Genomic DNA, 13,344 nt, shown 5'->3' on the forward strand with positions numbered 1-13,344 from the left:
TCCCAGCCAAATATCCGTTCAGGTTCAAGCAATAATGCTTATCCGAACGGCATTAGGCTATCGAGCCCGTCTTTTTGTTGGTGTTATCTTTTTTATTGAAGCGGTTTTTTCACTAGAGAGCTCACTGCGCTTAAGCGTCAGACTCAATCAAATACACTTCTTCACTGAATCGAGACAAACCTTTCTTCGCAATCTTAGGGTGTTCATCATCTGCGATATCTTGATTCAACAAAGTGATCTTATAACCTGCAAATAACTGATCGATCTCTAGCTTAGGTACGCTAAACGGAGGCCCTGCCATCTCACTTTGATCGTAATCCAATGTCACCAATAAGATTTTGCCGCCTGGCTTTAACAGTTGCTTCAAACGCTCTACATATTGCACGCGCATCTCTTCAGGCAATGCGACTAAAGACGCGCGATCGTAAATGGTATCGACAGGCTGGATTGGCGCTGAGAAGTAATCGCCCGTGTAGATGTTCAGTTCATCGAATTGATACAGCTCGTGCTGACCACTGATTTGAGTCACAGTCGGGGTGTAAAGGTGCTCTGCAAAAAATGCGCGAACCGCAATCTGACTTAACTCGACACCTTGAACATCTTCATGCTTTGAAGCTAGCCAAATCAGATCTTCACTTTTGCCACAAAGTGGAACAAACACACTCTTCTCGTAGCTAGGCTCAGTCTTTTCCCAAAATTTAATCAGAAGTGGGTTTACATCTTCGAGGTGGAAACCAATTTGGTTGGCTGCCCATTTATTGTGCCAAAATTCAGGATTATTCATCTTTCGTTCATGTTAAACAGTCATAATGCAAGGGTACAGTATAGAGAGGTAAGAGCAACCTTAGCTTGGTTTAAAGTACCAAATTGGTTTCGATGAAATCAGAAACTGGCTAAGTTCAAAGTTCTAATAATTGCGGAACTAACGGTTGGATTATTTGTCTATATCTTCACATTTTAAAGCAATATTAAACGTTAGAGTTGGTTTCTGTCTTAGCTAGCCCCATTTAATATGTAGTGAGTTTAGTTAAGCTGTTTTTACTCTTGTGCGTTACTGGTTACCCCTTTTAACTACCCGTTTTTGTAACCTTGTATTTTGGAGTTTGAATGAGTGTATTTCTCCGTACGACGGCCCTAATGCTATTGGTATTGAGCCGAGCGCCTGCATTCGCAGCAGCACCTGTTTCAACAAGTTCGACTGATCAAACGAGCACTCCTGCGCAAAACCAAGTTTCATCAAACGTATTCCGTCATAGTTTGAGCGGCCTTTACGGCATCAAAGCCTTCGACTCACGCCCGACTCAGCCTTACACCGACTTCGATATTCTGTACAGCAAAGCGCATCAAGGCCAAGCTGAACTAGAAACTATCTGTAAAAGTACTGCCCTACTCACCAATTCTGAAGCGCTATTTGCTGGCGTTAAATCTCAAGCTCGTGCAGAAGAAAAAATCGTCCTTGAGCTTGATGGTGATGTAACAAAAATTACCGACTTAGCCCGTGCAACTATCATCGCGAACGATGTAGAAAGCTTGGTTGAAGTTTACGAAGCGCTAAGCCGTGAAGCAGACGTTGTTAAGCTGAAAAACAAGTTTAAGTCACCAGCCGATTCTGGCTACCGTGACCTTAACTTGTTGGTTCGTTTACCTAAAACCAACATCATTGCAGAGGTTCAGCTTCACTTGAAAGCGATTGCTGATGTGAAAAGTGGCCCTGAGCACGAACTCTACGAAATCATCCAAGGCATTGAGCGTCACGCAATTGCAGAACATCGCCCAATCAATGACATTGAAGCGGCACAAATCAATAGCCTAAGACGCCAATCTTTAGAGCTTTACCAACAAGCATGGCAACCGTACATTACCACGCACATTAAAGCGGCATAAACGCTTACCATAAACAAGAACGACAAAGGGCTGCATAATCGCAGCCCTTTCTTTTTATTAGTGCTCTCGCGTTGCTTTCATTAGTTCATTAGTTCATTACTGTCAGAAAGCAAAATATAGGGATGTCACTATTAGTAGTTAACGAGAAGGGTGATTAACGAGAAGGGTAGCTAAGAAAAGAGAGTCAGGTGATACCACTAAGAGAAACTAGTGACAAGACAGTCAGCAAATGATGCATAAGACGTAGATACAAAAAGACCACGCTAGGCGTGGTCTATTGCTTGGCTACTTCTCGATTTTAATATTTTCGACTCGGGCCTTCAGTTTTTGTCCCGGTCTAAAAGTAACAACACGTCGAGCAGAAATTGGAATGTCTTCACCAGTTTTCGGGTTACGACCAGGTCGCTCGTTTTTCTCACGAAGATCAAAGTTACCAAAACCAGACAGTTTTACCTGTTCGCCATTTTCAAGTGCCTTACGAACTTCTTCGAAAAACACTTCAACCGTTTCCTTGGCATCCCGCTTGCTGTATCCGAGTGTTTCAAACAGGTTCTCAGCCAAATCGGCTTTAGTGAGTGCCATAAAACTTTCCTCAAAGCTATGTTATACATTGCTACCATCTTCAGTAGCGCCAAAGCATTTACCCTATTCAATCAATGAGATAAGGTCATTTACAAGGAAAGTGTATGCCAAGCTTCTGATTTTCGCCAACTTTTTTATCTCATCAATTTAATTATTCTTTCAAATCAGGAAGATAACTCCCTTGCAAAGTCACATATATAGCTAAAAAACACCTAGCCAACAGGTACGATGTGATATTATATCCCGCAAAATACAACATAATAAGAATTTAAAACTTTAGTGTTCTAAAAGATAATTTTTGAGACCTCTATCCTACACCCAATAAAATCAGCCACTTGATTTGATATCAAACTCAACAGAGGTTACTAAGTAACCATTATTAAATATGATATTTGTATCATTTCAGAATTTAATTCGAATTAGTCAATCCTTTCGACAATGCTATTCTGCTGTGTTTTTAGAAAACGCTCAATCAATCGTCTTTATTTCCCTAAGAGGTCTTACGGTTGTCTTAGCAGGCTTCACTATCAAACCTATACCGACTAGAAACAGTACAGATGCCACAACTTGAGCGACTGATAGCACCTCGTCATACATAAAGTAACCACTGATCAATGCGAAGATAGGTACTAGCAAGGTTAACGGCGCTGTCGTGCTTAACGGATATTGAATTAACAGTTTATTCCACACCCAGTAACCGAATAGCGTGGTTGGGTAAGCCTGAAACAACACAGCAATCGTTGCGTTCCAATCCCATTGTTCTATCGCCTGCCAAATAATTTGGTCACCGTGCAGCATCACCGCAAACAACACTAATGGAACTGGCGCAAATAGCATGCCCCACACGTTAAACGCAAAAGCCTGAGTGGTTTTAGACGCTTTAACAATCACGCCCATTAACGTCCAACTACACGCTGCGATCATAATAAGAATCACGCCATTAACAGTGACATTGCCCGTTGCTGCGGAAACCAGCACCGCCAACGCGCACATCGCTAACATCGCACCCATTAACTTGCGAACCGACGCACTTTCTTTGAAAACCCACACGCCAACCGCCATACCAATTAGCACATTGGTTGAAAGCAACACCGACGAAAGCCCCGATGAGAGCCCAGCGGTGATTGACCATGAAGCCATGCCCCAGATGCCCACACCAAACACAAAGCCATAACTAACTAAATAACGCCACGCGACATTCGGTCTTGCTACAAAAAATATCACCGGAATCACCGCTAGCGAGAAACGCGCGGCGGTTGCCAACAACGGATGAACATTGGTTACACCCATTTTGATCATCGAGAAATTGAATCCCCAAATTGCCATCACGAACACCGCTAACAACAAATCATTTCTTTTCATACTGACCCCTCCTTTGTTTTGAATGAGTATCCCTTGATCAATAAAACCAGTACAGATACAATTTTTACAATAAAAACCAGTACAGTTAACAACGGTCGTGACCATGAGCATCTACAGAAAGCTAGCCAATCAGTTTATTGATGAGATTGAAACGGGGAAAAGACCCGAAGGTGGACGCATGCCTTCGCTGCGTCAATTAGCTAAACAACAAGCCATCAGCATGTCGACCGTGGTGAGCTGCTACCAAGAACTGGAATCACAAGGCTGGATACACTCTCGACCGCAAGCAGGGTATTTTGTTTCTCCTCATAAACCTGCTCGTTCAACCCCAGAGTGGGCACAGTTTGAAAGTAAAGTGTCGAGCGTCAAGCTAACCTCATCGACTCACAGCTCAATCAATGGACCTTTAGGGGTGTCTAGCACCGCCAATGATGAACAGTCGATTGTTGAACTGGAACGCAGTTTTCGCCGCGCTGTTCGGCGTATGAGCTGCAGGCTAAACCATTACCCAGATACACAAGGTGAGCCAATGTTACGTCAGGCATTATCCACTCACTTTGCCAAGCTCGATGTACACTTTTCACCTGAAGAGATGGTGATTACGGCAGGCTGTATGTCTGCGATTAAGGCTGCACTTGAATCGTGCACCAAAGAAGGCGACACCATCGCGATTAGTTCACCTTGTTTCAACGGCATTCTGGAGTTGCTCGGAAAGATGTCGCGACAAATCATCGAGATCCCATCTCTAGATGACGGCATCGACTTGCAACAATTAGAAGCACATTTGAAGAATAAACGAGTGGATGCCGCGATTTTTTGTACCTCTCATATGAACCCTCAAGGGATCAACATGTCGGCTAGTCAAAAACAAAAGCTTGCTGAATTAGCGAATCACTATCAAGTACCGATCATTGAAGATGATGTGTATCTGGAACTTTCTTATTCCTCACACACTCCACTCCCCGCGAAATACTACGACAAAGGCGGCTATGTACTATGGTGTGGTTCAATATCGAAAAGCTTGTCACCGAGTTACCGATTAGGATGGTGCTTACCAGGGAGGTTCATTAACGAATACAAGGCTCAGTTTTCTGCTGCAAGCTATGGCGTCGCCCTACCCACTCAGCTTGCAGTTGCTGACTTTATCGAATCTGGTCAATACGCAAAACACGTTAGAAGAAGGTGTACTCAGCTTCTCTCTTTGCGCCAGCAATACCTAAGTTATTTGGCTCAGCACCTTCCTCAAGGAGTAAAGATAAGTAACCCACAAGGTGGCATGGTACTTTGGCTACAAATACCAAATTTGAACCAATCAAGCTTTGCTCAGGCAGTTGCCGACCACAACATTGATATCAGGCTTGGGCACCTGTTTAGCACTCATGACCTTTACAGCAATTGCTTACGCATCAATATTGGTTACTCGTTAGAGGGAAAAGCCAAGCAGGAATTGAACGACTTAATCGAACTGATTCACGTTCATAGCTAATACGTTCCAGTTCTTAATACGTGCCAGTTCATAATACGCAGCTAGGACATCAAAGCTTTTCAGAATCGACTTTTTTCAGGGTCATTAGAACACCGAAAATTTAATAGCCTTTTATCATAAAAAAGAAGGCTATCATTCCAATCTGATCTAGGTTAAAGCCCCGCACCGTAAGGAAAATGACTCGCTTCGATACCTTTAAATACTGAGTTTGCTAGCACATACAAAATTATGCAAACTGGCTAATGACACATCACTTTTTAACTTCAATATACAACCGCCGGCGCTGGCGTTTTCCTGTATTTGAAGAGAATAATTATGAGTGATACAACAAAAAACAAACCACTACCTTCCTTTATCGAAGAACGCTTGAACTTCTATATTCAAGACCTCATTACCCAGAACCAAAGCCAAAAGCACTTGGTATTGGGTAAACGACCTCAGCGCAACGCCGTCGTGATGCAGAGCAATGATTACTTAGCACTGTCACACAACAAACCGATTCAAGACGCCCATCAAGCGGCGATTATCGAACACGATGACAACGTAGTGATGTCTGCAATTTTTTTACAAGATGAAGAGTCAAAACCTGCGTTTGAAACCGAGCTCGCGAACTATGTCGGAATGGAGAGCTGTTTGCTTTCTCAGTCAGGTTGGGCGGCCAATATTGGACTATTACAAACCATCTGCCCGCCGGACACATCGGTGTATATCGACTTTTTTGCCCATATGTCGCTATGGGAAGGCATTCGTGCCGCTGGCGGCATCGCCCACCCGTTTATGCATAACAATATGAATCACCTGCGTAAACAGTTAGAGCGCCACGGCTCAGGCGTTATTGTGGTCGATTCGGTTTACAGTACCATTGGGACCATCGCCCCACTACGCGACATCTACGAAATGGCGCAGGAGTTTGATTGTGCCGTCGTCGTTGATGAATCGCATTCATTGGGCACGCATGGGGAAAATGGTGCCGGCATAGTTCACGCATTGGGCCTTACAAAGCAAGTCGACTTCATCACCGTAAGTTTGGCTAAAACCTTTGCTTATCGTGCAGGCGCGATCCTTGGACCAAAACTACTTTCAGAAACCTTACCGTTTGTTGCTTATCCCGCGATTTTCAGCTCGACCGTGTTACCACAAGAGGTGGTCCGTTTAGAAAAAACATTAGAGGTAATCAAAAGTGCGGATGATAAACGACAGGCTCTGTTCCAGCGTGCTAAATCGTTGACTACGGGTCTAAAACGAATTGGCTTTAATATCCGCAGCGAGTCTCAAATTGTGGCATTAGAATGTGGTAGTGAAAGAAACACTGAACGTGTTCGCGATTTCCTCGAAGAACGGAATGTGTTCGGTGCGGTGTTCTGCCGCCCCGCTACGGGCAAGAACAAGAACATCATCCGATTTTCAGTGAATGCCGATATGACACCACGAGACATTGACCATGTGCTCACCGTTTGTCACGAAGCGTACCATCACCCAGAGTTAGAGTTCGTATAACTCTGTACACACCAATTCTATAACTAACACAAACGGCAGGACTGAATAGACGCTATCATGTCACGATACAAAAAGAGCCCAGCGAATTGCTGAGCTCTTTCTTGTGTTCATCTATTCATCTATTCATCTATTCATCTATTCATCTATTCATCTGGATAACCGGACAGTACAACCAATCAAATCCAGTGTGCAATTTTATCGAACAGTCGGGTTTTATCCGCTGGCTTCACAATAAAATCTGACATGCCTGACGATTCCATTTTTTCCAATGTCACTGGGGAACTGTCGCCTGTGTGAGCAATAATCGGCACTGTAGAGTATTCTTTGGCTGCACTGCGGATTCGACGAGAAGCTTCAATACCATCCATAATTGGCATCTCGATATCCATCAGAATCAAATCAACATCCTCGGTATCCAAAGCATCTAACGCTTGTTGGCCATCTTCTTTCTGTACAACGTCAAAGCCCTGTTTTTCCAATAACATTGCGGTAAAACGGCGCAAAGATTCGTTGTCATCCACCACCATTATCGTACGTTTATTAGTCGCCTCTAGTGGTTTCACAGCAACCGATGGCAACACGTAATTAGAATCGAAAAGTAAGCGCTCGATGGTGGCTTTGGTATTCAGTAGCCAAACTTGTGTTTCCACCCAAATCGGTTCAAAAGCAACGTTACGAACACGCTTAATGGGATGATGCTCATACAAATAGATGATTCTCGCTTCAGTGAACGATAGCAAAGATTCAATTCTATCGAGGTAATTGGCTCTTAAATCTAAGCCCTCCATATCAACGAAAATAAAGTCGAACTCAAATTGATATTCCTTATTTTTAAGTGCTGATACAACGTCTAATACGGTGAGGTCAAACCCCATAAAACGTGATGTCTCAGTAATTTTATCAGAGAGTACTTTCTGGTCACTCACCATCAACACTGTCTTTAGCTTAGTGAGCTCACTCTTAATTTCGTTCACAGAGTGAGAAGTCAAAGATGGAAAAGTCATCGTGAACTGCGTCCACTGTTCCACCTCAGACTTACACTTAATCTCTCCACCAAACGACCGCATTACCTTCTGACAAAATGGCAAACCTAGGCCGTAGTTACCTGATTGGCCGGTGGTGTAAAAATCCTGGAAGATACGTCGAATGACATCGTTTGAAATACCAGCTCCGTTATCGGTAACCATAATTTGATTGGTCACGTCATCACTGCACATGGTGACATGAATATGAAAATCTTCAGGGCTGCGATGATGGAATGCGTTCTTGAACAAGTTATACATCACGTACTTCAACAAGGTATCACTACCCAAGAAGTCAAAGTTGCTTTGTACATCTAAAGAGATCGCTGATTTATCAGCTGAGCGCTTATAGTTAAAGCTATCTATCGCCCCTTCCACCACCGCTTGAGCTGAATGTTTCTTGAACGTAGAACGAGATACTCGGTTTTCATCAATTGAAGTCAATAGCAGATCAATCGTCTCGTTACCTGAGTGAATAATCTCCATCGCTTCATCACCCACTTCACGTAACTGTATAACTTCTTCATTACTCAAAGCGTATTGCCCTTGGTGGCCACCACTTTTCGGATTCGGCAATATGGACTGCATAACATCAATAGATGTCAGTAAACCACTTAGTGGGTTTCGCATCTCATGCGCGATACCAGCTCCAAAAGATTTCGCCAATGACACCTTATTCTCATGTTCCACCTGATTACGGAAGTAAAATAAGTTACCGAACAAATAGATAAATAAGAAGATTGGCACATGCGTCCAATCCATTGTGAGCTCTAAGTAGAAGCCTTGTGCCACCCATGCACACAAGGTAGCAATCCCTATCCCGGCGAAGGTTTGTGCAAACATCACTCGAGTGACGTGAACTAATAGAATATGGAGGAAAATAGCCGACATGAAAGACATAACCCATACGTTGGACCAGTTATTCATCAGCAGCATGTAAAAGAAAAAACACGGTAAGCAGAGGGTAATAGCGACTTGATAATAAGCCGGAAGGTACTTTCGCCAATCAAATGGAATACGATTACGAACAACAATCCCAAGGAACAATACCGAGCAAAACAGACGCACGGCTAAATTTTCATAGGGTTGCGGAAACAAGAATTCCCATACAATGTAGTAAGCAGGGAAACCGACAAAGCCCATCCAACCCACAAGGGTTAGGTTAGGTTCTGCGTACTGATAAACTTTACGAATCGCGTTCATACAAATACTTTATTTACTAAGCCCTAACGTTTACAAAGTCTAAAATTTGATGTTGGTTCTTATGTTTTCCGCTGAGTATATTACACATCACCTCAGAGCAGTGAGCTTTCAATCAAATATGTATCAACGCTTTTGATTTTATTATGACTTAGATGAATAAAGTCTCGGTTTCATACTTTAACTCAGACAACATCCCTAAGTGATTCAGATTTATACGCTCACGCCTACACCAATAACGCGCCTTAGCAAGTGCTGCGCCTCTTCGTTTGCATTATGTCACTGTAACGCGATGCATCTTTCTTGGAGTATCGCCGTAATCAATCACCGCGTAATGTTGCGTTACCCTATTGTCCCAAATAGCCATTGATCCCTTGTCCCATTTGAAACGGACTTGAAACTCAGGGCGTCGTGCAATTTCAAACAGTTGGTAAAGTAAAGCATCACTATCTTGTCGGTCGAGCTCGTTGATATAACGAGTAAACTGTTCATTGATATAAAGTGTTTCTTTACCGGTTTCCGGATGGCTCTTAACAACAGGATGGATTACAGGTGGATTTTTCTGCGCGGTTTTAAGTAGTGATTTGTGCCAATCAAGCTCTATCTGATCTGACTCAACTCCCTCGAAAGCCACCAGCGAATGAGTCGCAGACAACCCTCTCAGCTTTGCTTTCATGTCTTCATCTAATGACTCGAAAACCGCAGTCATCGAACACCAAATCGTATCCCCACCGGTGCTTGGAATATGTTGAGCATGCAACAAAGAAGCTTTCGATGGCACTTTGCGCCAGGTTAGATCCGTATGCCAATAGCTTTCCATGGGTGCATTACCACGGGTTGTTTCGATGACACTCACCTGAGGTGCGCTTTCGACGCGAGGAAAGAAAGGATGCGCAGGCTCGAGTTTTCCAAATCGCTCTGCAATCATCAAGTGTTGTTCTGGTGAGAGTACTTGATCACCTAGGAAGATTACTTGATGGGTAATCAGCGCCTGATAAACCTCATCGAGCTCAGTCACACTGCATGTGGCGAGATCGACTCCATGGATTCGCGCACCGATATGAGGGGTAACTTGTTCTATTTTCGCCATACTTTTTCTTTTTGGTTTTCTCTAAGTTGAGTTGGAGACTGAGACTGAGACTGAGACTGAGAGGAATAGCCTGTTATTAAACCGGACAAATACAACATTTCTTTCAACACTGTACGTTCCAAAAGAAAGTCTCACTTTAATAAGAACAAGGCCATCTAAAAAAAGAGCCCCTAAGCTGGAGCTCTTTTCGTTTTTTGATACTTCCTGTATCCATAGACAAGTCCAATCTGTAGTACTTTCACTGAAAGCCAGATCATCGATATCTCCAGTTGTGTATCAACTTAAATGTAACACAATCTCCAGGCTTTTCTAAAACACAACAGAGATAATGAGTTTAGTCCCACTCCATCTCACCACTCAGCACTTGTTCGATGTCATCAAGATGGAAGGAATCTCGACATTAACGATACTGATGTGGAATAAGTATTATTAATTTTACTTGTGCAAAACTAAATTCTATCTTGCTGCATGACCCAACACCATAAACAAACGCGATTACGCAGGGAAAAAGACGATGACCGCCATTACCGATTTAGACATTCTGCTAAAGTCCATGTCACCAGATCTCATTGAAGGTGATTATGTTTTTTGTACTGTAGACGGGGGATTAGCAGATTATGTTCAACTCGAACCAATCGCGACCTTTCGTGAAAAGGAAGGGTTAACCTTGGTCCTAACAGAGGAATCTGCGACTCAAGCGCAGTTAAATTTCGACGGTGTATTTAGCCTGATAACTTTATCGGTCCACTCGAGTCTTGAAGCGGTTGGATTAACAGCGGCTTTTGCCACCAAGCTAGGTTCATACGGCATTAGCGCCAACGTAATTGCTGGTTATTACCACGACCATATCTTCGTTCAGAAAGAGAAAGCAGACGAAGCAATGAGCGCGCTTAGAGAGTTTTCAGAAACTGATTCATAGAGAATTGTATGGTTCACAAATACAAAAAAAGCGACGTAATCTACGTCGCTTTGACTTATTGCTTAACAATCACTCACTGATCAGGCATCAGTGAGTGAAACAGTTAAGCAAGCTTAAAAGTCGCCACTTTGTCACTTAAACCAGCGGCTTGGCTCTTAAGTTCGTTCGACTCAGTTAAGCTGTCCTGTGCGCCCACAACTAAGTGGTCGGTAACATCTTTAATGGTCGTAATGTTCTGAGTAATTTCACCCGTCACGTGCGTTTGCTCTTCTGCTGCGGTAGCAATTTGAGTCGCCATATCACTAATCAAAGCCACCGCTGTGTTGATCTCTTCTAGCGCATGTGAAGCTCGGTCGGCATCTTCGACGGAATGTATTGCCAGTTTCGAGCTGCTCTCCATAAGATCAACCGCTTGAGCCGTTGTGCGTTGTAAAACATCAATCGTTGACTTTATCTCTTCTGTTGAAGAGTGAGTTCGTTGAGAAAGCACACGTACTTCATCTGCAACTACAGCAAAACCGCGACCTTGTTCACCAGCACGCGCCGCTTCAATCGCAGCATTCAAAGCAAGCAAGTTAGTTTGCTCTGCAATACCTTGAATCGTAGCAAGTACCGTCGAAATCTCTTGAGCATGCTTGTTTAGCTCACTGATCACATTACCTGCTTCATTCACTTCATTGGCAAGGTTATTGATAGAACCTTTGGTATCGACAACCAGGGCGTGACCGCTATTAGTGCTTGTCGCAGAGTCTTGTGCCGCTTTTGCTGTTTGCTCAGCATGCGATGCAATCTCTTGCGTTGCACTCGCCATTTCCGTTACAGCCGTCGCCACCATGGTGATCTCTTGCTGTTGATGATTAAGCTCATCCACCGAACGATTCGCTCGCTGAGTACTTTTCTCTGACTGGCTGTTAAGCTGCTCTGATTGCCCACGAATATGACCAATCAACTGCTGTAAACTTCCTACAAAAGTGTTGAAGTTCTGTGCTAGTTCTCCTACTTCATCTTGGTTCTCAACATGAATACGCTGAGTTAAATCACCACTACCATTAGCGATCTGCGCCAGTGCTTGAGATACATGGTTCAACGGACGGAACAGAATAGTACACAGCAGGTTAAACAATATGGTACATACAATCACAACCAACAGTGTCACCAACACTTGACCGATCACCGCATCAAATAACGGTGCAACCAAAGAGTCATGATTAACAACACTGATAGTAATCAGGCTTGTACCATCAATCGCACGTGCGTACAGAACATAGTCGCTGCCATTTAACTCGATAGCCGTGTCTTTACCGCTAGTCAGTGCCTTCTGTACATCAGAAAAATCTAGCCCTAGCGAGCTAATGTTCTCATTCAGCAACTTTGTATCAGCGTGCGTGTAAACCGTGCCTTTGTTGGTCGCGATAAACATGTAGCCTTCGCCTGGAAGAATCACTTTTTCAAGGCTGTTTAGAATGTCGGTAATTTCTACATCAGCACCTAAAACGACCTGCTGGCCATGCAGTTGCATTGCAGTACCCAACGACACAACGTTCGCCCCAGTTGCCGCGGCAACCGTTGGGTTATCCATGAACACCTTACTTGGGTTCGCAACCGCATTGGTGTACCAACCCCATACGCGTGGATCATCATTGCCCGGTGGCAACACTACGCCATTCGCATTTTTTTGCGAGCCATCAGGGAACGCTAAGAACACATTATCAAACGAGCCTGAATCACGAACCTGCTTCAGGTGAGTGACCAAGCTTTCTTGTTGTGACTCCTTCGAAAGTGAAGTAAGCGCACGCTCTTTGGATAAGATCCAATCCGATACATATTGATTGTAAGAAGCTGACGCACCTTCTAAGCGCTGTTCAACTTCAATATCCAACCGTTGCAATGAAGCACGAAAAGACAATACCTCGACCAAAATCCCCCCCAGGATAATGGCCATGCTAGCAGAGATCGCCAGCTTATTTTTAAGCGAGAGTTTCTTGAACATAGGAAACCTATAATTTGGAAGTAAAAACCGCGGTGACAAATTTGTCACCAACACAGTTTGCAAGCATCATTTATTTTACGCTTTAAAATAAATTAATAAACCATCCAAGGTTAATATCAGCAATATATGTGAGTAGGGGCACGCATAGCGAGACATTCACCAAGTAAATTATTGATTGCATGAGAAATTATACCGAACGGCCTGTTGGAGGATAATTAAGTTAAATACGCTCAACATAGCGTTGTTAACTAGACGAAAAATAGAAAAGGACCCAACACATAACGTTCAGCCCTTTATTTCTCGTCATTTAAA

At 43.5% G+C, this 13,344-nt stretch carries 10 protein-coding genes; 4 read left to right on the forward strand and 6 right to left on the reverse strand.

From position 1 onward, the window contains the following. Nucleotides 1–130: 130 nt before the first annotated feature. Nucleotides 131–784 carry a thiopurine S-methyltransferase gene (locus AB6D80_RS15465; protein ID WP_009846951.1) on the reverse strand — a complete coding sequence of 218 codons (654 nt, stop codon included), beginning with the start codon at nt 782–784 and terminating at the stop codon, nt 131–133. A 323-nt stretch (nt 785–1,107) separates the two neighbouring features. On the opposite strand from AB6D80_RS15465, the gene AB6D80_RS15470 reads away from it, so the two are divergent. Continuing rightward, entirely contained in the window at nt 1,108–1,884 is a 777-nt protein-coding gene (locus tag AB6D80_RS15470) for a phosphoribosylglycinamide formyltransferase (RefSeq protein WP_372188981.1), read from the forward strand. A gap of 285 nt (nt 1,885–2,169) precedes the next feature. Here AB6D80_RS15470 and ihfA read toward each other — a convergent pair whose 3' ends face one another. Both ihfA and AB6D80_RS15480 read right to left on the reverse strand, forming a co-directional pair. Further along, a complete protein-coding gene (ihfA, locus tag AB6D80_RS15475; protein WP_004734853.1) occupies nt 2,170–2,466 on the reverse strand; it encodes an integration host factor subunit alpha in 297 nt (98 codons plus the stop codon). Between the two features lie 468 nt (nt 2,467–2,934). Continuing rightward, complete coding sequence (locus AB6D80_RS15480) at nt 2,935–3,828, reverse strand: EamA family transporter (RefSeq protein WP_009846953.1); 894 nt, start codon at nt 3,826–3,828, stop codon at nt 2,935–2,937. A gap of 103 nt (nt 3,829–3,931) precedes the next feature. Between AB6D80_RS15480 and AB6D80_RS15485 the strand changes: the two genes are divergently transcribed. Both AB6D80_RS15485 and cqsA read left to right on the forward strand, forming a co-directional pair. Then, a complete protein-coding gene (locus AB6D80_RS15485; protein ID WP_372188983.1) occupies nt 3,932–5,314 on the forward strand; it encodes a PLP-dependent aminotransferase family protein in 1,383 nt (460 codons plus the stop codon). A gap of 315 nt (nt 5,315–5,629) precedes the next feature. Next, nucleotides 5,630–6,811 (forward strand): alpha-hydroxyketone-type quorum-sensing autoinducer synthase, encoded by a 1,182-nt coding sequence (cqsA, locus tag AB6D80_RS15490; RefSeq protein ID WP_012604149.1) that lies wholly within the window; start codon nt 5,630–5,632, stop codon nt 6,809–6,811. Between the two features lie 176 nt (nt 6,812–6,987). Here cqsA and AB6D80_RS15495 read toward each other — a convergent pair whose 3' ends face one another. Then, the gene (locus AB6D80_RS15495) at nt 6,988–9,036 is read right to left on the reverse strand and encodes a response regulator (RefSeq protein ID WP_371702377.1); all 2,049 of its coding nucleotides are present in this window, start codon (nt 9,034–9,036) and stop codon (nt 6,988–6,990) included. Between the two features lie 271 nt (nt 9,037–9,307). Then, the gene (locus AB6D80_RS15500; protein ID WP_371702379.1) at nt 9,308–10,123 is read right to left on the reverse strand and encodes a TauD/TfdA dioxygenase family protein; all 816 of its coding nucleotides are present in this window, start codon (nt 10,121–10,123) and stop codon (nt 9,308–9,310) included. Nucleotides 10,124–10,637: 514 nt separating this feature from the next. Here AB6D80_RS15500 and AB6D80_RS15505 point away from each other — a divergent pair. Continuing rightward, nucleotides 10,638–11,042 (forward strand): ACT domain-containing protein, encoded by a 405-nt coding sequence (locus AB6D80_RS15505; RefSeq protein ID WP_371702382.1) that lies wholly within the window; start codon nt 10,638–10,640, stop codon nt 11,040–11,042. A gap of 103 nt (nt 11,043–11,145) precedes the next feature. Here AB6D80_RS15505 and AB6D80_RS15510 read toward each other — a convergent pair whose 3' ends face one another. After that, on the reverse strand, nt 11,146–13,032 hold the full coding sequence (locus AB6D80_RS15510) for a methyl-accepting chemotaxis protein (protein ID WP_029223812.1): 1,887 nt from the start codon (nt 13,030–13,032) through the stop codon (nt 11,146–11,148). Between the last annotated feature and the right edge of the window lie 312 nt (nt 13,033–13,344).

The sequence above is a fragment of the Vibrio sp. 10N.247.310.17 genome, assembly GCF_041466605.1.
Taxonomy (GTDB): Bacteria; Pseudomonadota; Gammaproteobacteria; order Enterobacterales; family Vibrionaceae; genus Vibrio; species Vibrio tasmaniensis_A.